This window comes from Variovorax sp. YR750, from assembly GCF_900109805.1.
In the GTDB taxonomy this organism is placed as follows: domain Bacteria; phylum Pseudomonadota; class Gammaproteobacteria; order Burkholderiales; family Burkholderiaceae_C; genus Variovorax; species Variovorax gossypii.
The window spans coordinates 40,661-65,639 of the sequence record NZ_FOBJ01000006.1 but is presented as its reverse complement, the minus strand read 5'-3'; the positions used below and the strand labels follow the sequence as shown (position 1 = coordinate 65,639).

The 24,979-nt window shown below is 67.8% G+C and carries 20 protein-coding genes; 11 read left to right on the top strand and 9 right to left on the bottom strand.

Translation table 11 applies throughout. The features are described 5' to 3' along the window. Positions 1 to 2: 2 nt before the first annotated feature. From BMY35_RS14055 to BMY35_RS14020, 8 genes are all read right to left on the bottom strand, one after another. On the bottom strand, positions 3 to 1,151 hold the full coding sequence (locus BMY35_RS14055) for an ABC transporter permease (RefSeq protein WP_093199815.1): 1,149 nt from the start codon (positions 1,149 to 1,151) through the stop codon (positions 3 to 5). Next, positions 1,144 to 2,682 (bottom strand): ABC transporter ATP-binding protein, encoded by a 1,539-nt coding sequence (locus BMY35_RS14050; RefSeq protein ID WP_093199813.1) that lies wholly within the window; start codon positions 2,680 to 2,682, stop codon positions 1,144 to 1,146. Before BMY35_RS14050 ends, BMY35_RS14055 begins: the two co-directional genes overlap by 8 nt. Positions 2,683 to 2,796: 114 nt before the next feature. Continuing rightward, on the bottom strand, positions 2,797 to 4,197 hold the full coding sequence (locus BMY35_RS14045) for an NCS2 family permease (RefSeq protein ID WP_093199811.1): 1,401 nt from the start codon (positions 4,195 to 4,197) through the stop codon (positions 2,797 to 2,799). A gap of 75 nt (positions 4,198 to 4,272) precedes the next feature. Continuing rightward, positions 4,273 to 5,274 (bottom strand): LysR family transcriptional regulator, encoded by a 1,002-nt coding sequence (locus tag BMY35_RS14040; protein WP_093199808.1) that lies wholly within the window; start codon positions 5,272 to 5,274, stop codon positions 4,273 to 4,275. 103 nt (positions 5,275 to 5,377) lie between these two features. Continuing rightward, complete coding sequence (xdhB, locus tag BMY35_RS14035) at positions 5,378 to 7,837, bottom strand: xanthine dehydrogenase molybdopterin binding subunit (protein ID WP_093199806.1); 2,460 nt, start codon at positions 7,835 to 7,837, stop codon at positions 5,378 to 5,380. 2 nt (positions 7,838 to 7,839) lie between these two features. Continuing rightward, complete coding sequence (gene xdhA / locus BMY35_RS14030; protein ID WP_093199803.1) at positions 7,840 to 9,444, bottom strand: xanthine dehydrogenase small subunit; 1,605 nt, start codon at positions 9,442 to 9,444, stop codon at positions 7,840 to 7,842. 190 nt (positions 9,445 to 9,634) lie between these two features. Beyond that, positions 9,635 to 10,414 (bottom strand): TSUP family transporter, encoded by a 780-nt coding sequence (locus BMY35_RS14025; protein WP_093199801.1) that lies wholly within the window; start codon positions 10,412 to 10,414, stop codon positions 9,635 to 9,637. Between the two features lie 139 nt (positions 10,415 to 10,553). Continuing rightward, a complete protein-coding gene (locus tag BMY35_RS14020) occupies positions 10,554 to 11,459 on the bottom strand; it encodes a LysR family transcriptional regulator (protein WP_256228512.1) in 906 nt (301 codons plus the stop codon). A gap of 140 nt (positions 11,460 to 11,599) precedes the next feature. Here BMY35_RS14020 and BMY35_RS14015 point away from each other — a divergent pair, with 140 nt between their 5' ends. From BMY35_RS14015 to BMY35_RS13970, 10 genes are all read left to right on the top strand, one after another. Continuing rightward, the gene (locus BMY35_RS14015; RefSeq protein ID WP_256228393.1) at positions 11,600 to 12,814 is read left to right on the top strand and encodes a PQQ-dependent sugar dehydrogenase; all 1,215 of its coding nucleotides are present in this window, start codon (positions 11,600 to 11,602) and stop codon (positions 12,812 to 12,814) included. Between the two features lie 29 nt (positions 12,815 to 12,843). Further along, the gene (locus BMY35_RS14010) at positions 12,844 to 13,485 is read left to right on the top strand and encodes a c-type cytochrome (RefSeq protein WP_177213640.1); all 642 of its coding nucleotides are present in this window, start codon (positions 12,844 to 12,846) and stop codon (positions 13,483 to 13,485) included. A 99-nt stretch (positions 13,486 to 13,584) separates the two neighbouring features. Then, positions 13,585 to 15,744: a thiamine pyrophosphate-dependent enzyme gene (locus BMY35_RS14005; protein ID WP_093199793.1), complete on the top strand. Its 2,160-nt coding sequence runs from the start codon at positions 13,585 to 13,587 to the stop codon at positions 15,742 to 15,744. 14 nt (positions 15,745 to 15,758) lie between these two features. Further along, complete coding sequence (locus tag BMY35_RS14000; RefSeq protein ID WP_093199791.1) at positions 15,759 to 17,375, top strand: indolepyruvate oxidoreductase subunit beta family protein; 1,617 nt, start codon at positions 15,759 to 15,761, stop codon at positions 17,373 to 17,375. A 34-nt stretch (positions 17,376 to 17,409) separates the two neighbouring features. Next, entirely contained in the window at positions 17,410 to 18,396 is a 987-nt protein-coding gene (locus BMY35_RS13995) for a Bug family tripartite tricarboxylate transporter substrate binding protein (protein ID WP_093199788.1), read from the top strand. 3 nt (positions 18,397 to 18,399) lie between these two features. Then, entirely contained in the window at positions 18,400 to 19,635 is a 1,236-nt protein-coding gene (locus BMY35_RS13990; RefSeq protein WP_093199786.1) for an alpha-hydroxy acid oxidase, read from the top strand. Between the two features lie 47 nt (positions 19,636 to 19,682). After that, positions 19,683 to 20,735: a TRAP transporter substrate-binding protein gene (locus BMY35_RS13985; protein ID WP_093199783.1), complete on the top strand. Its 1,053-nt coding sequence runs from the start codon at positions 19,683 to 19,685 to the stop codon at positions 20,733 to 20,735. Positions 20,736 to 20,738: 3 nt separating this feature from the next. After that, on the top strand, positions 20,739 to 21,263 hold the full coding sequence (locus tag BMY35_RS13980) for a TRAP transporter small permease (protein ID WP_256228390.1): 525 nt from the start codon (positions 20,739 to 20,741) through the stop codon (positions 21,261 to 21,263). Between the two features lie 61 nt (positions 21,264 to 21,324). Then, on the top strand, positions 21,325 to 22,626 hold the full coding sequence (locus BMY35_RS13975; RefSeq protein WP_093199779.1) for a TRAP transporter large permease: 1,302 nt from the start codon (positions 21,325 to 21,327) through the stop codon (positions 22,624 to 22,626). Further along, positions 22,626 to 23,060 (top strand): acyl-CoA thioesterase, encoded by a 435-nt coding sequence (locus tag BMY35_RS13970; protein WP_093199776.1) that lies wholly within the window; start codon positions 22,626 to 22,628, stop codon positions 23,058 to 23,060. Before BMY35_RS13975 ends, BMY35_RS13970 begins: the two co-directional genes overlap by 1 nt. A gap of 10 nt (positions 23,061 to 23,070) precedes the next feature. Here BMY35_RS13970 and BMY35_RS13965 read toward each other — a convergent pair whose 3' ends face one another. Beyond that, positions 23,071 to 23,547 carry a low molecular weight protein-tyrosine-phosphatase gene (locus tag BMY35_RS13965; RefSeq protein ID WP_256228387.1) on the bottom strand — a complete coding sequence of 159 codons (477 nt, stop codon included), beginning with the start codon at positions 23,545 to 23,547 and terminating at the stop codon, positions 23,071 to 23,073. A gap of 181 nt (positions 23,548 to 23,728) precedes the next feature. On the opposite strand from BMY35_RS13965, the gene BMY35_RS13960 reads away from it, so the two are divergent. Continuing rightward, complete coding sequence (locus BMY35_RS13960) at positions 23,729 to 24,940, top strand: class I SAM-dependent methyltransferase (RefSeq protein ID WP_093199774.1); 1,212 nt, start codon at positions 23,729 to 23,731, stop codon at positions 24,938 to 24,940. Positions 24,941 to 24,979 lie beyond the last annotated feature (39 nt).

The following is a 24,979-nucleotide window of genomic DNA, read 5'->3' as shown; positions in this document are numbered from 1 at the left end:
GGTCAGTTGCTCCCTTCGGTGGCACGCGCGACGGGTGCGGTAATGGGCGTGCTCGCCTGCAGCGAGGCGGTGGTCATGGAGGAAGCAGCCTTCGCAGCCGCCTTGCGCTTGATACGGTAGGCGATCAGCGTGTCGCAGGCCAGCAGCGTGAACAGCAGCAGCCCCTGGAACACGCCGGTGAGCGACTTCGGCAGCCCCAGGCGCGACTGCGCGAGCTCGCCGCCGATGTAGAACATGCTCATCAGGATGGCCGAGAAGATCATTCCCACCGGATGCAGCCGCCCGACGAAGGCCACGATGATGGCCGCGAAGCCGTAGCCCGCCGGCACGTAGGGCGTGAGCTGGCCGAGCGGCCCGGCCACTTCGAGCGCACCGGCCAGGCCGGCCGCCGCGCCCGAGGTCAGCAGCGCGATCCACACCGCGCGCCGCGCCGAGAAGCCGGCGTAGCGCGAGGCCGCCGGCGCCAGTCCGCCGACCTGCTGCGCGAAGCCCGCGCGCGTGCGGAACAGGAACACCCACAGCGCCCCCGCCCCCACCAGCGCGATCACCAGCCCGATGCTCACGCGCGAGCCCTTGAACAGGCGCGGGATCTGCGTGACCGCCTCGAAGGTCTTGGTCTGCGGGAAGTTGTAGCCGTGCGGGTCCTTCCACGGCCCGTAGACCATGTAGCCCAGCAGCAGCGTGGCCACGTAGACCAGCATCAGGCTCACCAGGATCTCGTTGGCGTTGCACTTGTCGCGCAGCAGCGCCACGATGCCCGCCCACACCATGCCGCCGAGGATGCCCGCCAGCAGGATGGCCACGACGATCCACTGCCCCGTGTTCTTGTCGGCCAGCAGCGCCACGCCGCCCGCCGCGATGGCGCCGAACACGAACTGCCCTTCGGCGCCGATGTTCCACACGTTGGAGCGGAAGCACACCGCCAGCCCCAGCGCGATGATGAGCAGCGGCGTCGCCTTCACCATCAGTTCTCCGATGGCGTAGCCGTTCTTGATGGGCTCGTAGAAGAACACCAGCAGGCCCTTGACCGGGTCCTTGCCGAGCGCGGCGAACAGCGCCACGCCGATCAGCACGGTGATCAGCAGCGCCAGGATCGGCGAGGCATAGCTCCAGAAGCGGGAAAGTTCCGGACGCGGTTCGAGCTTAAGCATGGGCCGCCTCCGTGGTCTTGCCGGCGCCTTGCACGCCCTGCCACAAACCGCTCATCCACTCGCCGATCTGCGGCAGCGTGGCAGCCGCCCGGTCGATCGAAGGCGACAGGCGCCCCTTGGCGATCACGTGCAGCCGGTCGCTGATGTTGAACAGCTCGTCGAGCTCCTCGCTGATCACCAGCACGGCGCAGCCTGCGTCGCGCAGCGCGAGGATCTCGGCGTGGATCAGCGCGGCCGCGCCCACGTCAACGCCCCAGGTCGGCTGCGAGACGACGAAGAGCTTCGGGTTCGCGTCGATCTCGCGCCCGACGATGAATTTCTGCAGGTTGCCTCCCGAGAGCGAGCGCGCCGCCGCCTTCGGTCCGCCTGCCTTGACCTTGAAGCGCTCGATGATGGCCTTGGCCTGCCGCTCGAGCGCGCCGGTGCTGATCCACCCGCCCCGGCCCACGGCCTCGCCGCGCGTGAGCAACAGGTTGTGCGCGAGTCCCAGCGTGGGCACCGCGCCGCGGCCCAGCCGCTCCTCGGGCACGAAATGCAGGCCCAGCGCACGGCGGGCGCGCGGACGCAGCCGGCCGGCGGGCTTGTCGAACACGCGGACCATCGGCGCCTCGGCGCGCACGTCCTCGCCCGATAGCGCGTAGAGCAATTCCTTCTGGCCGTTGCCCGACACGCCGGCGATGCCGACGACCTCGCCCGCACGCACCTCGAAGGAGATGCCGTCAAGGTCGACACCGAACTGGTCCTCGCGCGCCAGCGACAGCCGGTCGACGCGCAGCGCCACCGCGCCCGCGTGCACCGGCCGGTGCTGCAGCGGCGGCGGTTCGCTGCCGATCATCAGCCGCGACAGCGACTGCGTGCTCTCGTTCTGCGGATTGCACACCCCCGTCACCTTGCCGCCGCGCAGCACGGTGCAGGCGCTGCACAGCTCCTGGATCTCATGCAGCTTGTGGCTGATGTAGAGGATGCTGCAGCCCTCGGACGAGAGCTTCTTCAGCACGGCGAAGAGCTTGATCACCGCTTGCGGCGTGAGCACCGAGGTCGGCTCGTCGAGGATCAGCAGCTTGGGGTTGGTGAGCAGCGCGCGGATGATCTCCACCCGCTGCATCTCGCCCACCGACAGCGTGTGCACCGGCCGCGCCGGATCGATGTCGAGGCCGTACTCGCTCGCCTTGGCGGTGATGCTGCGCGTCACCTCGGCGAGCTGCAGCGACTTGTCGAGCCCCAGCCAGACGTTCTCGGCCACGGTGAGCGTGTCGAACAGGCTGAAGTGCTGGAACACCATGCTGATGCCCAGCGCCCTCGCCTGCTGCGGGTTGCGCAGGTTGACAGCGTGGCCATCGAACATCACGGTGCCTTCGTCGGGCTTCACCGAGCCGTAGATGATCTTCATCAGGGTCGACTTGCCGGCGCCGTTCTCGCCGAGCACGGCATGGATTTCGCCGGGCGCGACGCTCAGGGAGATGTCGCTGTTCGCCACCACCGCGGGATACCGCTTGGTGATGTTCGCGAGCTGGAGTCTGGGGGTTGTCATGCCGGGTTTCGTGGATTTGTCTCGTTCAACTGCAACAAAGCGGGAGCAGCTATCAGTTTAATAGCGTCCCCCGCGACCATCGGCGCCCGACGGCGCTTCGCTCAGTTCAGCATTTCAATGCCCGCCGATGTAGGCGAACTTGAAGAGAAACACGGCTGCGATGACCCAGACCATCGCATGCACTTCCCGTGCCCGCCCGGTGCACAGCTTCAGCACGGCATAGGTGATGAAGCCGAAGGCCAGGCCGTTGGCGATCGAGTAGGTGAAGGGCATCGCCAGCGCGGTCACAGCGGCCGGGATCACCTCGGTGGTGTCTTCCCAGTCAAGCTCGACCAGGTCGCGCAGCATCAGGCAGCCCACGAAGAGCAGCGCCGGAGCCGTGGCGTAGGCCGGCACCGAGCCCGCCAGCGGCGAGATCATCAGGCAGGCCAGGAACAGCAGCGCCACCACCACGGCCGTGAGGCCGGTGCGGCCGCCCGCCTGCACGCCGGCAGCGCTTTCCACGTAGGCCGTGGTGCTCGAGGTGCCGAGCAGCGAGCCCGCGAAGATCGCGCCGCTGTCGGCCAGCAGCGCCTTGTTCATGCGCTCCATCTTGCCCGGCACCAGCAGGCCGGCGCGCTTGGCCACGCCCATCAGCGTGCCGGTGGCATCGAACATCTCGACCAGGAAGAACACCAGCACCACGTTCAGGATGCCGCCCTTCAGCGCGCCCAGGATGTCCAGCTGCATGAAGGTGGGAGCGATGGACGGCGGCGCGTCGAACACGCCGTGGAACTTGTTGCCGCCGAAGAAGAAGGACAGCACCGTCACGGTGATGATCCCGATCAGGATCGCGCCTCGCACCCTGAGCTTGTCCAGCGCCACGATGATGAGGAAGCCCAGCGTCGCCAGGATCACCGGCGCCGAATGCAGGTCGCCCAGCGTGACGAAGGTGGCGGGCGAAGCGGCCACCACGCCGGCGCTCTTCAGTGCGATGAGCGCCAGGAACATGCCGATGCCCACCGTGATCGCCGTTCGCAGCGACTGCGGTATGCCCTGTATGAAAAGCTCCCGCAGCCCGGTGACCGTGACGATCAGGAACAGGCAGCCCGAGATGAAGACCGCGCCCAGCGCCACCTGCCATGTGTAGCCCATGCCCAGCACCACCACGTAGGAGAAGTAGGCGTTCAGGCCCATGCCCGGCGCCATCGCGATCGGGTAGTTGGCGTACAGGCCCATGATGAGCGTGCCCAGCGCCGCAATGAGGCAGGTGGCCACGAAGACCGCGCCCTTCGGCATGCCCGCGTCGCCGAGGATCGACGGGTTCACGAAGATGATGTAGGCCATCGTCAGGAAGGTGGTGAGCCCCGCGATGACTTCGGTGCGCACCGTGGTGTTGTGCGCGTCGAGCTTGAACAGGCGTTCAAGCAGACCCGAGCCGCTTGCGCTGCCCACAGCCGCGCGCGGGCGCGCGGACTCGACATGCCCCGGCGCGCGGGGCTCGGCGCCTTTCGGCGCCTGTTCAAACGTACTCATTCGCTTGTCTCCAGCTGTTGTAGTGGCGGTTTCATCGTTGACCCCGCTCACGACGCCGGCGCGAACGGGGATTTCTCAGGGATCCGAGGTTTCAGGTGCGGCGGGCGGACGCGCGACGGCGTCGGATAGACCCGGTATGGCGGAAACCGGAGGCCGCAGCGACGCCGCCACCTCCTTGATGCATTCGCGCAGCCAGCGCGCCGAGCTCGACGAATGGGTGCGTTCGTGCCAGAGCTGGTAGTACATGAGCCGCGGCAGCGCCACCGGGCATTCGAGAATCTTCAGCGGCAGCCGCGAGGCGAAGCGCTCGCAGTACTGGCGCCCGGTGGTCAGCACCAGCAGGCTGGAGGCCACCATGTCCGGAATGAGCCCGAAGTGCGCGCAGCGCGCCGTGATGTTTCGCTGCCGCCCCAGCTCGTCGAGCATCTGGTCGATGATGCCGCGCCCGCCCGGGTGCATGGGCGTCGGCGCGATGTGCTCGGCCGCCAGCCAGGTTTCCAGGTCCCAGCCGCGGCGCACCGCCGGATGGTCCTTGTTGACCAGCGAGACCACGTCGTCCCCGAAGAGCCGCGCCATGTGCAGGTCTTCCGGCGGCTTGAGCCAGTTGCCGATCACCAGGTCGACCTGGCCGAGCGCCAGGTGCCCGTGGTAGTCCGAGTCGGGCGAGAGCGCGTGGATCTCGATCTGGCACAGCGGCGCGTCGCGCTTGACCTGTGCCACCAGCATGGGCAGGAAGAGCGGGTCCATGTAGTCGCTGGCCGCGATGCGGAAGGTGGTGGCCGCCGACTGCGGATCGAAGCCGCGCGCATCCGAGAACAGCATTTCCGCCGCGCGCAGGATGCTGGCCGCCGGCTCGATCATGCGCAGCCCCGCGTCGGTCGGCACCATGCCCGAGCCCGAGCGCACCAGCAGCGGATCGCCCGAGAGCTCGCGCAGCCGCTTCAGCGCCGCCGACACCGCCGGCTGGTACATGCCCAGCCGGATGGCCGCCCGCGACACGCTGCGGTCGGTCAGCACGGTGTGAAGCACCCTGATGAGGTGCAGATCGATCTTGTCGAAAAGAGCCTGGTCTCTCATGGCTGTTCACACCTTTCCTGTCTGTGCGAACAGTTATACAGCGCGGCATTTGGCGAGACTCGGTAGGGGAGTGAAGCTCGGACCGTGCGAGCACGGCCCGCTGTCATTCGGCCGATGCCGCCTGCACCACCGTGATGGCGCGAAGAATCGACTCGCTCGTCGCCGGCGCCTTCAGCGGCGGATCGACCTTGTGGTCGCCCGCGGCAGACACCGCGTCGCGGATCGCGAAGAACACCGAGAACGGCAGCAGCAGCGGCGGTTCGCCCACAGCCTTGCTGCGGTGAATGGAATCCTCGAAGTTCTGGCCCTCGAACAGGCGCACGTTGAACACCGGCGGGCAGTCGTTGGCCGTCGGGATCTTGTAGGTGCTGGGCGCGTGCGTGGTGAGCTTGCCGCTTTGCGGATGCCACACCAGCTCTTCGGTGGTGAGCCAGCCCATGCCCTGGATGAAGGCGCCCTCGACCTGCCCGATGTCCACCGCCGGGTTCAGCGACTTGCCCGCGTCGTGCAGGATGTCGGCACGCAGCAGCTTCCACTCGCCGGTGAGCGTGTCCACGATCACCTCGCTCACCGCCGCGCCGTAGGCGTAGTAGTAGAACGGGCGGCCCTGCATCTTGTCCTTGTCCCAGCTCAGGCCGGGCGTGGCGTAGAAGCCGTCGGACCACAGCTGCTTGCGGTCGAGGTACGCCTCGCCCACCACGGTGCTGAAGGCCAGCGATTTGCCGTTGACCTCGACCTTGTCGTTCGCGAAGCGCACTTCGGCCGCCTTGCCGCCGTGGCGCTCGGCCGCGCAATCGGCCAGGCGCTCGCGGATCTGGCGGGCGGCGTCCTGCGCGGCCTTGCCGTTCAGGTCAGCGCCGGTCGATGCGGCCGTGGCCGAGGTGTTCGCCACCTTGGTCGTGTCGGTCGCAGTGACGCGCACGCGCTCGAAGCTCACGCCCAGCTCGTGCGCCACCACCTGCGCCACCTTGGTGTTGAGGCCCTGCCCCATCTCGGTGCCGCCGTGGTTCACGAGGATCGAGCCGTCGGTGTACACATGCACCAGCGCGCCGGCCTGGTTGAAGTGCTTCACGTTGAACGAGATGCCGAACTTCAGCGGTGCCAGCGCCAGGCCGCGCTTGAGCACCGTGCTCTTCTTGTTGAAGGCGGCGATGTCCTCGCGCCGCGCACGGTAGTCACTGCTTTGCTCCAGCTCGGCCACGAGTTCGTGGACGATGTTGTCGGTCACGGTCTGGCGGTACGGCGTGACGTTGTTCTCCGTCTTGCCGTAGAAGTTGACTCGCCGCACGTCGACAGGGTCGCGCTTCAGTTCGCGGGCCACCGAGTCCATGATGTTCTCGATGGCGATCGCGCCCTGCGGGCCGCCGAAGCCGCGGAAGGCCGTGTTGCTCTGCGTGTTGGTCTTGCCCGAGAAGCCGTGCATGGCCACGTTGGGCAGCCAGTAGGCGTTGTCGAAGTGGCACAGCGCGCGCGTCATCACCGGGCCCGAGAGGTCCGCCGAGTGGCCGGCGCGCGAGACCATCGTGATCTCCGCGCCGAGGATGCGGCCTTCGTCGTCGAAGCCGACTTCGTACTCGTACCAGAAGCAGTGGCGCCGGCCCGTGACCATGAAGTCGTCGTCGCGGTCCAGCCGCAGCTTCACCGGGCGCTGCAGCTGACGCGCGGCGACGGCCGCCACGCAGGCGAACAGCGCCGACTGCGACTCCTTGCCGCCGAAGCCGCCGCCCATGCGCCGGCATTCGACATGCACCTCGTTCGACTGCAGGTGCAGCGCATGCGCCACCAGGTGCTGCATCTCGCTCGGGTGCTGCGTGGAGCAGTGGATGTGCAGCGCGCCGCCCTCCTTCGGAATGGCGTAGCTGATCTGGCCTTCGAGGTAGAACTGTTCCTGCCCGCCCACGTCGAGCGTGGACTTGATGCGGCGCGGCGCCTTGGCGATGGCCGCGCGCACCGCCGCCTCGTCGCCCTCGTTGGCGGCACCGCCGCTGCGCACGATGTGCATCGGCGGCACCACGTACTGTCCGCGCTCGTGCGCGGCCTGCGGCGTGAGCACGGGCGGCTGCGCCTCGATGGTCAGCGCATCCTTGGCCTTCGCGGCGGCGCGGCGGGCGGCGTCGCGGGTCTCGGCGATCACGGCGAACACCGGCTGGCCGAGGTAGCGGATCTCGCCGCCGTCGTTCACCGGCAGCAGGATCGGGTCGTCGTGGATGATCGAACCGCAGTCGTTGGTGCCCGGAATGTCGTCGGCCGTGATGACCGCGACCACGCCCGGCATCGCGCGGATGGCGTCCAGCGAGATCGCCGTGACGCGCCCGTTGGCCGCCGGCGACAGCCCCAGCGCGCAATGCAGCGTGCCCGTGAGTTCGGGAATGTCGTCGATGTAGGTGGCCTCGCCGGCCACGTGCAGGTGCGCCGACTCGTGCGGGCGGCTGATGCCCACGCGCATGCCGCGCTCGTGCGCCAGCGCTTCGGCGCCCACGTCGATGCGCGCGGCGGTGTTGGTCAGATAGTCGGCAAAGGCCTCGGCGGGCTGCAGGAGACGGGCGTCGATGGGTTTGTTCATGGTCAGACTCCTTCCGCAGTCGCATTGACGGCATGGGGCATCACGCTCCAGACGCTGGTTTCCTCGATGGACAGCGCCTCCTCCGCCCGCGTTTCGAGCCAGAGACGCTGGATCAGGTTCTGCGCCACCAGCAGCCGGTAGTCGGCCGATGCGCGCATGTCGGACAGCGGCTTGAAGTCCTGCGCCAGCGCGATCTTGGCGGTGGCTACGCTGGCCTGCGTCCACGGCTTGCCGACCAGCGCGGCCTCGGCGTTCGCGGCGCGCTTGACCGTCGCGGCCATGCCGCCGAAGGCCAGTCGCACGGCCTTCACCGTGTCGCTGCCGGCCTCGAGTTCGATGGCGAAGCCCGCGCACAGCGCCGAAATGTCGCAGTCGAAGCGCTTGCTGATCTTGTAGGCACGCACCTGGCGCTTCATCGCGGCATGCGGAATGGCCAGCCCCTGGACGAACTCGCCCGGCTGCAGCTGGTTCTTCATGTAGTCCAGGTAGAACTCGGGCAGCGGCATGCGGCGCACGACCTCGCCGCGGCGCAGCTCGATCTGCGCGTCCAGCGACATCAGCACCGGCGGCGAATCGCCGATGGGCGAGCCGTTGGCCACGTTGCCGCCCATGGTGCCGGCATGGCGGATCGGCGGCGAGGCGAAGCGCAGCCACACCTCGGCCAGGCTGGGCACGCGCTCGACCAGCGCAGCGAAGGCGGATTCGAGCGAGGCGCCGGCGCCGATGTAGAGCTCGCCTGCGTTGTCCTTGCGGTCCTCGATGGTCTTCATTTCGGCCACGTCGCCCACGTAGATGATGTCGCCCAGGTCGCGGAACTGCTTGTTGACCCACAGGCCCACGTCGGTGGAGCCGGCCAGCAGCTGCGCCCGCGGCTTCTGCTCGCGCAGCGCGGCGAGCTGGGCCAGCGTCTTCGGGGCATGGAAATGGTCGATGCGGGCGCCCAGCGCGGCGGCGTAGTCGAGGCCATCGTTCTTCAGGGCAGTGAGCGCGTCGACCACGGGCTTCGTGTCGAGGCGCACCGAAGGCAGGTCGAACATGCGCTGGCCGGCGTCGAGGATCGGGCGGTAGCCGGTGCAGCGGCACAGGTTGCCGGAAAGGTCGTCGGCCAGCTGCTGGCGGGTGGGCTGCGTGCCGCCGGCCTGGTGGTGCTCGTAGGTGGCCCACAGCGACATCACGAAGCCGGGCGTGCAAAAGCCGCACTGGGAACCGTGGCAGTCGACCATGGCCTGCTGCACCGGATGCAGCGTATGAACCGGGTGCGCCTTCTTCTCGGTGGTCTTCTCGATCTTGCACTGGCCCTTCAGGTCCTCGACCGTGAACAGCGCCTTGCCGTGCAGCGTGGGAAGAAACTGGATGCAGGCGTTGACTGTCTGCAGGCTCAGTCCGTCGACGGTGCCGGGAGCATCGGGGTCGGCGGCCAGTTCGCCGATGACGACGGTGCAGGCGCCGCAGTCGCCTTCGTTGCAGCCTTCCTTGGTGCCGGTGCAGCGCGCGTCCTCGCGCAGCCAGTCGAGCACGGAACGGGTCGGGTGGACGCCGGTGACGTCGACGATCTTTCCGCGATGGAAAAAGCGGATCGGTTGAATCTTGCTGCTGTCGGTGCTCATGCTTCTTGGGCTCGTGGGGGACCCGTCATGGGTCAGTCATGGACGTTAGCGGCTTGTCCGGCGTCTTGCATACGGAGGTGCCCATAACGCGTATGTGGGGGCCGGTATGCCACGTACGGGGAAACCCTTGCGTGGAGGTTGCAATTCCCGGGCCACGCGGCGATTTTCCGGGCGGCCCCGGGGGCAGCCGTCAGCCGCGCGCGATGGCCACCCAGGCCGTGGCGATCAGCGTCGAACCCGCCGCCGCCAGCAGGCCGCCGACCAGCCATTTCAGCGTGCGCGGCTTCAGCTTGTTGGGCAGGCGGTGATGCAGCCGCGTCACGCCGTAGACGACCGGCATCGCGCATCCGGCCAGCAGCGCCGAGCGCATCGAGAAGTGGCCCGTGGGCACCACGATCACCAGCCGCACGAGCGAGTTGAAGGCGAACATCAGCAGCAGCGCGCGGCGCACCAGCTCGCGGTCCAGCGGCTGGCGGTACATGTGGAAGACGATGGGCGGCCCCGAGCTGGAGAACAGCCCGCCCAGCACGCCCGACAGTCCGCCGATGAGGGCGAAGCTGGCGCGGCCCGACACCACCGGCAGCGGCTTGCCCTGCATCACCAGCAGCACGGCACAGCCCAGGATCGACACGCCCAGCAGGCCGCGCAGCCAGTCGACCGCGCCGCCGCTGAGCCAGGTGAGCAGCATGAGGCCCACGATCACGCCCACCGTGCTGCCGTTGAGCGCCGGCTTCATCAGCTGCCAGGGCACGACGCCGGGCCGGGCGCGGAAGTAGGTCCATGCGTTGATGAGGCTCAGCACCGTGGCGGCGTTGGCCGTGTCGCCCACGCTCGCGACGTGGAGCACCGACACAAGGCCGAGCAGGATCAGGCTGAATGCAAAGCCCGTGAGGTTCTGCGCGTAGGTGGCCAGCGCCACGCAGGCCATGAAGACCAGCACGGGGCCGGCCTGGGAAAGGATCGCTTGCACCGGCGGCCCCTTGTCAGGGCGCGTCGGGAAACACGAGGCGGGAGGGAGTTTCGGGGGGAACGGGAGACGGGACGGGAAGCATTCGAGGCAATCGGAACAGCGACAGGCGCTCCCGAGAATAACCCCGCCCCGCTTCACATCATGGTTTCTCCGAGAACAGCTCGGTGATGACTTGCCGCAGCCACCGGTTGCCCGGATCGGCCTCGAAGCGCTTGCTCCAGTGCAGCGACACGGTGAAGTCGCGCAGCGGAAACGATGGCTCGACGATGGCGTAGCCGCCCTCTTCCGCGAAGCCGCGCGCGATGTTGCGCGGCATCACCACCGCCAGGTCGGTGGCGCGCACGATGGCCGGCAGCACCATGAAGTGCTCGGTCGTCAGGCGCACCCGGTCCTCGAGGTTCAGCAGCTGCAGGATGCGCAGGGTGTCGGCGTGCGTGCGCACCGCCACGTAGTCGAGCTCCTGCAGCGCCTCGAGCAGGGCCTGGCCGCTGCGCCGGCGCTTCACGAAGGGATGGTCGCGACGCAGCAGCACGATGTAGCGGTCGCGCAGCAACTGGGCACGCTGGGTGTCTTTCACGCGGGGCAGGAAGCCGAAGGCGAAGTCGACCTTGCCGCTGTCGAGCGCGGTGGCGATGTCGCCCACCGCCAGGGGCATGGTCTCGACCCGCACGCCCGGCGACAGCTCGCGCAGCCGCGCCATCAGCGCCGGCAGGAAGCGCCCTTCGCCGATGTCGCTCATGTGGATGCGGAAGGTCTTGCGCGACACCTGGGGTTCGAAGCGGTCGGGCTCGTGCAGCGCCTCTTCCAGCGTGGCCAGCGCGGCCTGCACCGCCACCGCCAGGCGGTCGGCGCGCGGCGTGGGGGCCACGCCGCCGGGTGCGCGCGTGAAGAGCGCATCGGCCAGCAGCAGCCGCAGCCGGCCCAGGCCGTGGCTGGCGGCCGGCTGGGTGAGGCCCAGCGATTCGGCCGCGCGGCTCACGTTGCGCTCGCGGTAGACCGCGTCGAAGAGACGCAGCAGGTTGAGGTCAAGCGCTTCCATATGCATGCCATTCATATTGCTTAGCTCGATCATTTTATTGAGCGCGGGGCCCCCGCCACGCACACTGGCGGGCGTTGTCCGGTTCGCCCTCGTCCTTTTCCAGGCTGGCGAACGGCCGGCACCCCACGACAAGAAGGAGACGAGACATGGCCCCGATTCGTGCACCCCGCGCGTTCCGCGCGCATGCGGCGTTCGCCGCCCTCCTCTGTGCCGCAGTCACCGCATGGGCCCAGCAGCCGCCCGCCGAGGAGCCGGGCTGGGCCAAGGGCCGGCCGAAGAGCGAAGCCGCCACGCGCATGGCACCGGTGCCCGCCTTCCCGATTCCGACCGCGCCCGACCAGTTGCCCACTTCCAAGTTCAAGCTCCCGCCGGGCTTCAAGGTCGAGACCTGGGCCTCGGGCGTGCTCGATGCGCGCGAACTGCGCCAGGGCGCCAAGGGCACGGTGTTCGTGAGCACGCTCTTCGTGGGCAACAAGGTCTACGCCATCGCCGAGAAGGGCGACCGCAAGCCGAAGACCATCATCGACAAGACCGAGTTCGCCACCGGCATCGAGTTCGACAAGGGCTCGCTCTACCTCGCCACGCACAAGCAGATCGTTCGCTACGACGGCATCGAGGACAAGCTCGACAACCCCGGCGCACCCGTGGTGCTCAACGACAAGCTGCCCGGCGGACAGGACCACAGCTGGCGCTACCTGCGCATGCACGGCGGCAAGCTCTACTACGCCGTCGGCGCGCCCTGCAACCTGTGCGAGCCCGACGACGCGCACGCGCGCATCTTCCGCATGAACCCCGACGGCAGCGGCATCGAGACCGTGGCGCGCGGCGTGCGCAACACCGTGGGCTTCGACTTCGACCCGAAGACCGGCAACCTCTGGTTCACCGACAACGGCCGCGACTGGCTCAGCGAAGACCTGCCCAACGACGAGCTGAACGTGGTCACCAAGGCCGACCAGCACTTCGGCTATCCGTACTGCCACCAGGGCAACATCCTCGATTCCGAGTTCGGCTGGGGCAAGAGCTGCAACGACTACCAGAAGCCCGCCGCCCTGCTCGGCCCGCACGCCGCGGCGCTGGGCCTCGCCTTCTACAACGGGAAGATGTTCCCGGCCAAGTACCGCGGCGCCATGTTCATCGCGCGCCACGGCCCGTGGAACCGCACCGTCAAGTACGCCGATGTCGCGGTCGCCTGGCCCGACGGCAAGGGCGGCGCCAGGGTCGAGCCCTTCATGACCGGCTTCGTCGAGAACAACAACTACCTCGGCCGTCCGGTGGACTTCCTGGTGCTGAAGGACGGCTCGATGCTCGTGAGCGACGACCACGCCGGCGCGATCTACCGCATCAGCTACGGCGGCCGATGACACCTGCGAGCCTTCTCTTCCGATACGCGATGGCGGCAATGATCGTGATGGCAGCAGCATCGCCGGCTGGTGCACAAGGCACGAAGGGCGCACAAGGCGCGCCGGGCACGAAAGTCAGCCCCTACGCCCAGCGCTACGCCGAACTCTGCGCCTCGTGCCATGGCGCCAACGGCCGCAGCGACATGGCCGGAACACCGGTGCTCGCCGGGCAGCATTCGTTCTACGCGATCACGCAGCTCTACCTGTTCCGTGAAGGCCGCCGCGACAACCCGGCGATGACGGCGGTTGCGAAGACCATGAAGGACGAAGACCTGCGCGGCTTCTCCGACTTCATCGCCACCCTGCCCGCCGTGCCCGCACCACCACCGGCCACGCCGCCCGACGCGGCGCGCATGGCGCGCGGCCAGGCGCTCGCGCAGGAGAACCGCTGCCTGCTCTGCCACGGCGCCGACCTGAGCGGCGGCCAGCAGGTGCCGCGCATCGCGCAGCAGCACGAGGACTACCTGCAGCTCACCCTGCAGGGCTTCCGCACGGGCAAGCGCCCGGGCTACACGCAGGCCATGGGCGAGGCGGTGGGCCGCATGTCGCCGGAGGACCTGGACACCCTTGCCTACTACGTGGCGCGCTTCCCCGGCGCCACGGCAAAGCCTTCCTCCACGCCCCCCAGATAAACGCCATCTCCCGACGTGCGGCACCGGCCAGAAGAAGCGCGGTGCGGGCACTGCTCACCCCGAATCCAGCAAACCCCACCAACATCGGAGCCGAATCTCTTGGAAGTTTCATTCAGCAAGGAAGTGGAAATGCTGCGCCTCGGCGCAGGCGACACCTTTCACGGCGAGGGCATCCTCGCGATCACCAAGGGCCTGCTGCAGTCGGGCGTGGCGTATGTCGGCGGCTACCAGGGCGCGCCGGTGTCGCACCTGCTCGACGTGATGGTCCAGGGCAAGGCCTACATGGACGAGCTGGGCGTGCACGTCGAGGCCTGCTCCAACGAAGCCTCGGCCGCGGCCATGCTCGGCGCCTCCATCCACTACCCGCTGCGCGGCGCGGTGACGTGGAAGTCCATCGTGGGCACCAACGTGGCGGCCGATGCGCTGTCGAACCTGTCTTCGCCCGGCGTGACCGGCGGCGTGCTCATCGTGGTGGGCGAGGACTACGGCGAAGGCGCCAGCGTGATCCAGGAGCGCACGCATGCCTACGCCCTCAAGTCGAGCATGTGCCTGCTCGACCCGAGGCCCGACCTCGGCGTGATGGTGCGCATGGTGGAGGAAGGCTTCCGCCTGTCGGAAAGCTCGAACATGCCCTGCCTGATGGAGCTGCGCATCCGCACCTGCCACGTGCGCGGCAGCTTCGAGTGCAAGGACAACATCCAGCCCGCCGTGTCCACCCGCTCGCTGATGGAGGAACCCGCCGGCTTCGACTACATGCGGCTCGCACATCCGCCCGTCACCTTCAGGCACGAGAAGCTCAAGGGCGAGGCGCGCATTCCGGCCGCGCGCAGCTACATCGCCGAGCACGGCCTCAACGAGCTGATGCCCGGGCGACGCCATGCCGACCTCGGCATCGTGGTGCAGGGCGGGCTCTACAACGCGTTGATCCGCAGCCTGCAGCAGCAGGGCCTGGCCGATGCCTTCGGCGAGACGGACATCCCGATCCTCGTGCTCAACGTGACCTATCCGCTGGTGCCCGATCAGGTCGCCGACTTCTGCGTGGGCAAGCGCGCGGTGCTGGTGGTGGAAGAAGGCCAGCCGGAGTACATCGAGCAGGACATCGCCACGCTGCTGCGCCGGCGCGACATCCAGACGCCGCTGCACGGCAAGGACATGCTGCCGCTGGCGGGCGAGTACGGCGTGGAAGTGCTGGCGGGGGGCATCGGCGCCTTCGCCGCCAAATACATCGAGGCGGACGAGGCATCGTCATCGGCCCAGGCCTGGCTGGCGGGCAACCGCGAGCGCCGCGAGGCCGTCGCGCGCCGGCTGGGCACGCCGCTGCCCAACCGTCCGCCGAGCTTCTGCGTCGGCTGCCCCGAGCGGCCGGTGTTCTCGGCGCTCAAGCTGGCGCAGCAGGAGACCGGGCCGGTGCACGTGGCGGCCGACATCGGCTGCCACGCCTTCGGCACCTTCGAGCCCTTCTCGATGGGTCACTCCATCCTCGGCTACGGCATGAGCCTCGCGAGCCGCGCGGGCGTGGCGCCGATGATGAACCGGCGCACCCTGTCGATCATGGGCGACGGCGGCTTCTGGCACAACGGGCTGCTCACCGGCGTGCAGAGCGCGCTCTTCAACGGCGACGACGCGGTGCTGCTGATCTTCAAGAACGGCTACACCTCGGCCACCGGCACGCAGGACATCATCTCGACGCCCGACGACGAGATCAAGGAGCGCGCGGAAGACAAGCAGCAGAGCCTGGTAGACAAGAACCAGACAATCGAGGCCACGCTCAAGGGTCTGGGCGTGCAGTGGATGCGCACCGTGACGACCTACGACGTCGAGCGCATGCGCAAGACGCTGACCGAAGCGCTCACCAGCGACTTCAACGGCCTGAAGGTGGTGATTGCCGAAGGCGAGTGCCAGCTGGAGCGCCAGCGCCGCATCAAGCCGTGGATCGCCGGGCTGCTGAAGAGGGGCGAGCGCGTGGTGCGCGTGAAGTACGGCGTGGACGAGGACGTGTGCAACGGTGACCACGCCTGCATCCGCCTCTCGGGCTGCCCCACGCTCACGCTGCGCGACAACCCCGACCCGCTGAAGGTGGACCCCGTGGCCACGGTGATCGACGGCTGCGTGGGCTGCGGCCTGTGCGGCGCGAACGCGCATGCGGCCACGCTGTGCCCGAGCTTCTACCGGGCCGAGGTGGTGCAGAACCCGAAGTGGCACGAGCGGCTGCTGCACGGCCTGCGCGGTGCGGTCGTTCGCGCATTGCAACCGGCATGAGAGGCGAGGAAACCATGGAACAGAACCGCCCCATCACGTTGCTCGTCTGCGCCCTCGGCGGCGAAGGCGGCGGCGTGCTCACCGAATGGCTGGTCGACACCGCGCGCCATGCCGGCTACGCGGCGCAGAGCACGTCGATTCCCGGCGTGGCGCAGCGCACCGGCGCCACCACCTACTACATCGAAGTCTTTCCAGTGCCGCTCGCACAGCTCGGAGGACGCCGGCCGGTGTTCAGCCTGAGCCCGGTGCCGGGCGCGCTCGACGCCATCGTCTCCTCGGAGCTGCTGGAAACCGCGCGCCAGGTCGGCAACGGCATGAGCGCGCCGCAGCGCACGCTGGTCATCAGCTCGTCGGCGCGCATCTTCACGACGGCCGAGCGCATGCAGCTCGGCGACGGCCGCGCCGACGCGCAACGGCTGCTCGACGTGGTGAAGGCCTTCAGCCGCGAGCACCATGTGTTCGACATGAACGCCATCGCGCGCGAAAGCGGCACGGTGGTCAGCGCCGTGATGCTGGGCGCCATCGCGGGCAGCGGGCTGTTTCCGTTCCCACGCGAGGCCTACGAGCACGTGGTGCGCGGCGGCGACACCAGCGCGCCCGAGAAGCTCAGCAAGATGGCAGCCGCCAGCCTGCGCGGCTTTGCATCGGCCTTCGACGCGGTGAACGCTCCACGCGCGCAGGCCGCCTTCGTGAGCAGCGTGATGGCCGGCGAGGGGAACGATGCGCCGCCGCAGGCCGCGCCGCTGCCCGCCGAACTGGCCAGCCGCTTTCCGCCGGCCGTGCACGACATGCTCGCTCTCGGTCACGCCCGCGTGCTCGACTACCAGGATGCCGCCTACGGCGAGCTCTACGCACAACGTCTAGGCCGCGTGCTCGACGCCGAGCGCGCCGCCGATCCGGCCGGCGCGCGGGGCTTCGCCATCACCCGCGAGGCCGCGCGCTGGCTCGCGCTGTGGATGGCCTTCGACGACATCGTGCGCGTGGCCGCGCTCAAAGGCCGCGCCAGCCGCGCACAGCGCGTGCGGCGCGAGGTGCGCGCCGGCGAAGAAGACCTCGTGAAGGTCTACGACCACTTCAAGCCCGGCGCGGCCGAGTTCGCGGCGCTGCTGCCGCCATCGCTCTCCCGCCGCGTCACGGCCTGGGATCGGGGCCGACAGGCACGCGGCCTCGCGCCGTGGGCCTTGCCGTTGAAGGTGGGCAGCCACTCGGTATTCGGCATGGCCTCGCTGCGGCTGCTGGCTTCGCTGCGCTGGCTGCGCCGGCGCGGCAGCCGCTTCGCCGAGGAGCAGGCCCTCATCGAACGCTGGCTCGCCGCCGTGGAAACCGGAACGCGCGAGACCTGGGCGCTGGGACATGAAGTCGCGCTGTGCGGACGGCTCATCAAGGGCTACGGCAGCACCAACGAACGCGGCAAGCACAACCTGCTGCACGTGACCGACGAGCTCGCGGGCCGCACGGCCCTACCTGCCGCGGCGCGGGCCACGGCCATCGCGGCGGCGCGCGAGGCGGCCCTTGCCGACGAAGGCGGCAAGGCACTCGACGCCGCGCTGACGGCACACGGCGCGGCGCCGCGGCCGGTGCAGGCGCAGCCGATCCGGTGGATGAAGCGGCCCCCATCGGTCAAGGCCTGAAACGACAGTAAAGAAAAAGACAAGGAGACATTCGATGACACACCCCACCCATTCCATCCGGCGATGCCTGCTCTGGCTGGCCGCAGCCGCCCTCGTGGCCCCCGCATATGCCAACAACGCAGTCAACTGGCCGGCCAAGCCGATCAAGGTGATCGTCAACTTCCCCGCGGGCGGCGCTGCCGACCAGATCGCACGCGCCATCTCGCAGCCGCTGCAGGAGTCGCTGAAACAGCCGGTGGTGATCGAGAACCGCGCCGGCGCCAACGGCAACGTCGGCGGCGAAGCCGTGGCACGCGCGCCGGCCGACGGCTACACGCTGCTGATGAGCTCAGGCGGCATGGTGTCGGTGAACCCGCATCTCTATTCGCGCATGAGCTTCGACCCGGCGAAGGACCTCGTGCCTGTGGCTGCCGCCGCGCGCGTGCTGGTGTTCCTGGTCACGCGGCCCTCGCTGCCGCCCGCGAACGTGAAGGAGTTCATCTCGTACGTGAAGGCCAACCCGGGCAAGCTCACCTACGGCTCTCCGGGCAGCGGCAGCTCGCCGCACCTCGCGGGCGAGATGTTCAAGACGCAGGCCAATCTCTTCGCGCTGCACGTGCCCTACCGCGGTGCCGCGCCCGCCCTGCAAGACCTGCTGGCCGGCCAGATCGACTACGCCTTCGACCCCGGCATCGCGCTGACGCAGGTGCGCGCGGGCAAGCTGCGGCTGCTGGCCGTGGGCAGCCCGAAGCGTTCGCCGCTCTTCCCCGACGTGCCCACGCTCGACGAGGCCGGACTGCGCGGCTTCGACGCGGATACCGTGTTCGGCTTCTACGCCCCGGTGGGCACGCCGCCGGAAGTGGTGGCGCAGCTCAACACGCAGATCAACCGCGCGCTCGCGCTGCCCGCCGTGCAGGAACGCATCGCGTCCATCGGTGGCGAGGCGCAGCCCGGCTCGCCTGCGGCATTCCAGCAGCGCGCTGCTGCCGATTCGCAGCGCTTCGGCGCGCTGATCCGCGAACGCCGGATCGCGGCGGACTGAGCGATGGCATCGCTGCTCAACGTGGAGGACTACCGGCGCCAGGCGCGCCGCGCGTTGCCGCGACTGGTGTTCGACTACATCGATGGCGGCGCGGAAGACGAGCGCTGCCTGCGGCGCAACCGCGACGCGCTCGAGGCATTGCCGTTGATTCCCGAGTGCCTGCGCGACACCAGCAAGGTGGACATCGGCACCGAACTCTTCGGCCGCCGCTGGCGTGCGCCTTTCGGCCTCGCGCCCATCGGGCTGGCCGGCCTCGTGCGGCCGCGCGCCGACGCCCTGCTGGCCGGCGCCGCGCAGGCCGCGGGCGTGCCCTTCATCCTTTCCACCGCATCCAACACGCGCATCGAGGACGTGCGCAACGCAGCCCCCGACGCCGCGCTGTGGATGCAGCTCTACGTGATGGGCGAGCGCGCCATCGCCGAGCGCATCGTGCGCCGCGCGCGCAACGCGGGCTTCGAGGCGCTGGTGCTCACGGTGGACGTGCCCGTCAGCGGCCTGCGCGAACGAGATCTGCGACACGGCTTTCGCGTGCCCATGCGCCTCACGCCCGGCACCGTGCTCGACATGGCGCGGCACCCTGCGTGGCTGCTGCGGCTGGCTGGCGGCGGCATGCCGCAGTTCGCGAACCTGCTGCCGGACGAGGACGACGGCGCACCCGTTTCCGCCCAGACACAGGCCGCGTTGCTCTCTCGCGCCATGGACCGCACGCTCACCTGGGAGAGCCTGGGCTGGCTGCGCAAGCTGTGGGACGGCCCTCTGCTCGTGAAGGGCCTGCTCGGTGCGGAAGACGCGCGCCGTGCGCTGCGCCATGGCGCGGACGGCATCGTGGTCTCGAACCACGGCGGCCGCCAGCTCGATGCCGCTCCGGCCACCATCGCCGCGCTGCCGGCCATGCTCGATGCAGTCGGCAGCCGCATTCCGGTGCTGGTGGACAGCGGTATGCGGCGCGGCAGCGACATCGTCAAGGCACTCGCGCTCGGAGCCAGCGCAGCGCTCGTCGGCCGCGCGCCGGTCTACGGCCTCGCATGCGACGGCGAACAGGGCGCGCTCTCGGTGCTGCAACTGCTCGCGCAGGAAACCGAACGCACGATGACCTTGCTGGGCGCCACGCGCGTCGGCGAGCTCGGCCGCAGGCACGTCGAAATGCATGTGCCGCGTTCGCACGCCGAACACGTCGTGCATGCACCCGTACCGGCGCACGGGAAAGCCTCCATTTACCCCGCGCATGCCGCTGCCTAGATTGCGTATTCACTCGTAGAGACACACACAACACAACGAAGGAGACCATGAAAGCCAATCGCCAACCCCGTCCGTCCCGTCGCCTGGCCTCGGCCCTCGCAACGGCCACCGCAGCCCTCGTGCTTGCCGCTCCCGCCGTGCAGGCGCAGGACAAGCCGGTGCAGCTCAAGCTGTCGAGCTGGGTGCCCGCGCAGCATCCGCTCAACCCCGCGCTGCAGGCGTGGGCCGACGACATCAAGAAGGAATCGGGCGGCACCATCACCGCGATCCTTTTCCCGTCGGAGCAGCTGGGCAAGGCCTTCGACCACTACGACATGGCGCGCGACGGCATCGCCGACTTCTCGTACGTGAACCCCGGCTACCAGCCGGGCCGCTTCCCGGTGATGGCGGGCGCGTCGCTGCCCTTCCTGTTCGCCAACGGCAAGGAAGGCTCGGCCGCCATCGACGCCTGGTACCGCAACTACGCAGCCAAGGAGATGAAGGACGTGAAGTACTGCTTCGCGTTCGTGCACGACCCCGGCACCTTCCACTCGCGCAAGAAGATCACCGTGCCCGGTGACGTCAAGGGCATGAAGGTGCGCCCGGCCACCAGCACCGTGGGCCAGCTCATCACCTCGCTGGGCGGCACCAACGTGCAGGCCTCCGCGCCCGAGTCGCGAGACATGCTGGAGCGCGGCGTGGCCGACGCCATCACCTTCCCTTGGGGTTCGATCGGCCTCTTCGGCATCGACAAGGTCGTGAAGTACCACATGGACGTTCCGCTGTACGTCACGCCCTTCGTGTGGGTGATGAACAAGGGCAAGTACGACGCGATGTCCGTCGCGCAGAAGAAGGTGATCGACGACCACTGCACCAGCGAGTGGGCGCAGAAGGTGGCCGGGCCGTGGGCCGACTTCGAGTTCGCGGGCCACGCAAAGATGGCGGCGCTCTCGGGCCACGAGATCTACAAGCTCACGCCCGAGCAACTGGATGCATGGCGCAAGGCGGCGGCGCCCGCCGAAGCGCAATGGGCCGAGGGCGTGAAGAAGGCCGGCGAAGACCCGAAGACGGTGATGGACGCCCTGAAGGCCAGCCTCGCCAAGTACAAATCGGCGCTCTGAGCGATGGCTACACGGTCCGCCAGCTACATGGACCGCGCGATCAACACGATCGAATGGCTTGCCGCCATCTTCGTGGGGATCGTCGCGCTCAACATCTTCGTGGCCGTGGTGCTGCGCAAGTTCTTCGACACCTCGATTCCCGACGCCTACGACTTCGGCCGCATGCTGCTGGGCATCCTGATCTTCTGGGGCATCGCGGCCACCAGCTACCGCGGCGGCCACATCACGGTCGACCTGGTGTGGACGGCTGCGGGCCCGCGCATGAAGCGCGTGATCGACGTGTTCGCCACGCTGGTGCTGCTGTTCGTGGTGGCGGTGCAGACCATCATGCTGTTCGACAAGGTGCGCGGCACGTATGTCGACAACGTGCAGACCTACGACCTCAACATCCCGACCTGGCCCTTCTACGTCGTGGCCTGGGCCGGCGACGTGTGCGCCGTGCTGCTCATCGCCATCCGCACCTACAGGCTGATCTTCCATCCGGAACAGCTCGAGGAAGTCCACGCAGAACAGAAAGCCGACGAATGAGCGCCGCGCCGGGCCGCCCCAAGCAAGCTCGCACCGCAGTGCGAAGCACGGAGGTTTTTCAATGAATCCGGACGCAGTTGCCATCCTGGGCTTTGTCGCCCTCTTTGCATTGATGCTGTTGCGCGTGCCGGTGGGCATGGCGATGGGGCTGGTGGGCGTGGTGGGCTACAGCTACCTCGTCGGGCCCGGCCCGGCGCTGAAGCTGGTGGGCCAGACCTCCATGCGCACCGTGACCGACTACACCTTCGGCGTGATCCCGATGTTCATGCTGATGGGCGCGCTGGTGTCGGTGTCGGGCGTGAGCCGCGAGCTATTCAAGGCCGCCAACTCGATGATCGGCCACCTGCGCGGCGGGCTCGGCGTGGCCACCGTGGTGGCGTGCGGCGGCTTCGCTGCTATCTGCGGCTCGTCGGTTGCCACGGCCGCGACCTTCTCGGCGGTGGCGTATCCGGAGATGCGGCGCTTCAACTATCCGCAGTCGTTCTCCACCGGCGTGATCGCCGCGGGCGGCACGCTGGGCGCGATACTGCCGCCCTCGACCGTGCTCGCGGTGTACGCGATCCTCACGCAGCAGGACATCGGCAAGCTCTTCATGGCGGGCATCGTGCCGGGCATCCTCGCGATGGCCATGTACGTGCTGACCATCGCGGTCATCGTGAAGACGCGCCCCGGCTGGCTGCCCGGCGGCGAGGTCAAGCCGTGGTCGGAACGCCTGAAGGATCTGAAGAACGTGTGGGCGCCGCTGGTGCTCTTCGTGTTCGTCATCGGCGGCCTCTACGGCGGCTTCTTCACGCCGACCGAGGCGGGCGGCGTGGGCGCGAGCGGCGCGTTCATCCTCGGGCTGGTGCGGCGCAAGCTCGACGGCCCGAAGATCCGCGAGGCGCTGCTGTCGGCCACGCGCACAGCGGCGGCTGTGTTCACGGTGCTGATCGGCGCGCTGCTGTTCGGCTACTTTCTCACCATCACGCAGAGCCCGCAGAAGCTCACCGAATTCCTCACCGGGCTGGGCATCGGCCGCTATGGCGTGCTCGCGCTCATCATGCTCATGTACCTGGTGCTGGGCTGCCTGATGGACGCGATGGCGATGATCATCCTCACGGTGCCCATCATCTATCCGGTGATCGTGCACCTGGGCTTCGACCCCATCTGGTTCGGCGTGATCATCGTGATGACCGTGGAGCTCGGGCTGATCCATCCGCCGGTGGGCATGAACGTGTTCGTCATCAAGAGCGTGGTGAAGGACGTGAGCTTCACCACCATCTTCAAGGGCGTGCTGCCGTTCATCGTGACCGACATCGTGCGGCTGGTGATCCTCATCGCGTTCCCCATCATTGCCTTGTGGCTGCCGACGAGAATGGGCTGATGAGCAATACGAGCACAACCGCAAACAAGGAAGTCGTCTACACGGTACGCGTCGAGTTCGGCGACTGCGACCCCGCCGGCATCGTCTGGTTTCCCAATTTCTTCCGCTGGATCGACGCGGCATCGCGCCACTTCTTCGCGGAGTGCGGCGTGCCGCGCTGGGAAGAGACCACGCAGACGCTGGGCGTGATCGGCACGCCGCTGGTCGACACGCACACGCGCTTCGTGAAGTCCGCGAGCTACGGCGACACGCTGCAGATCGCGGTGCGCATCACCGAGTGGCGCGAGAAGAGCTTCGTGCAGACCTACCGCGTGACGCGCGGGGACGACCTCATTCTCGAGTGCGAGGAGGTGCGCATCTTCGGGGCGAAGCGCGACGGCGGAGGGATCCGGGCGGTGGCGATTCCGCCTTCGATACGGGTGCTCTGCGAGTAGCGGCAGAGGCTCAGCGTGCTTCGGCCCGCAGCCTTGCGAGGAGGCCGTCGACACCCCGGTCGATCAGGTCGAAGACCTCGACGAAATCCTTCTGCCCGCCGTACCACGGGTCAGGCACGTCGCCTTCGATGCCGTCGGCGTACTCGGTGAACAGGTGGATCTTGCCGGCCGCGCCGACGGGTGCAAGCCTGCGCAGGGCGGCGCAATGCTGGGCGGTCATGCCGATGATCAGGTCGAAGCGATCGAAGTCGGACTTGCGGACCTGCCGCGCGCAATGCGCGTGCATCTCGATGCCGCGGCGCCTTGCCTCTGCCACCGAACGCGGATCGGGTGGGTTGCCGCGCTCTTCGTCGGAGATGGCGGCGCTGTCGACATCTATTTCGAAGCCGGCTGCGCGGGCCTTGTGCATGAGGAGCACGTGGGCTGTGGGGGAGCGGCAGATATTCCCGGTGCAAATAAACAGGATCGCTGGTTTCTTCATCTTCATTCCTGCCAACAACTGGCTCGACTTCGTGAGTCACGAGGATAGAGGGCCTATGCCGGAATTTTCGCCTTGACGAAATAGAGAGCCACCTTCGTCGACCTCGTCGTTCCTCCCCGGGACAATCCGCGTCGATTGGCCAACAGGCGTATGGTCATAATTGGTCTCTAGAACAAGGAGTGGACGGATGCTGCAGCGAGACGAAGTCGTTACCGCCTACAAGGCTCTTCTGGGCCGCGATCCGGAGGCAGAATCGGTCATTGAGAGCCATTGCCGAGGGCACGATCAGGTCGATTCGCTGGTGATGTCGATCTGTGCATCGGAAGAGTTCAAGATGCGATTGCGTCCGCCGGCACACGCCGCTGCAACGCCCAAGACTCTGACTCGCACCCAGTTGATCGGTATCTACGAGGAGTTGCTGAGGCGCAAGCCTGGCAGCGAAGATGAGATCTCCCAGCATCTCGCATCGCACGACACGCCGGAGGCGTTCAGGCAAACCGTGCTTGACTCGCAGGAATACCGCAACCTGCAAACGTTCAGCACCAAGCGCAAGATCCAATTCTCCGAGATCGACAAGGAGGTCGCTCTGCTGGAACGACTCTCTTCGGAAGACCCGATCGAGTACTCCGCACGGCTCAACGACTTCTGGCTCGATCTGAAGCCGATCAATGAGCCTCCATCGTCCGACGCCTACAAGCAATGGGTCATGGCGACCTATTCGGAGATTGCCAATCGCAGCTATGGAACCTCCAACGAGGTGACCGACTACGACGTGGACGCCTACACGAAAAGGCCCGTTCCATACGCATCGGGCAATGCGAAGGCCATCGGTGATCAGCTGATGGCGGTGGGTCATGTGATTCACGCGATGAACCTGCCAGCGAACTCGAGCGTTCTCGAAATGGGCTTCGGATGGGGCAACACGACAGTGCAACTGGCCATGTCGGGTTATCAGGTGAAGGGCATCGACATTTCCCGCCATTTCGTCGAGATTGCTTCGCGCAGGGTGCGTGCCCTCCAGATCGAGCCTGATTTGTCCGTAGGGGATTTCTTCGACATAGAAACCATCGACGACAAGTTCGACGCAGTGCTCTTCTTCGAATGCTTTCATCATTGCGCCGATCACCTGCGGCTGCTGAAGGCGATCCCCAAGGTGCTGAAGCCAGGCGGTCGCCTTGTGCTGGCGGGCGAAACAATCAACAACGCGTTGCCCTATCCGTGGGGTATCAATCCCGATGGCCAGGCGATCTACTGCATCCGCAGGTTCGGCTGGCTGGAACTCTCCTTTCGGGAAAACTACATCCTGGGTCTGCTCGACGAGCTCGGATGGAATGTGACCAAGCACAACTTCATCAATGCGATGGGCGTGACCTACGTCGCCACGCGCAAGGGCGAATAGAGGAACTGCACCGAGCAACGTGGCAAGCCGCGACGGCCT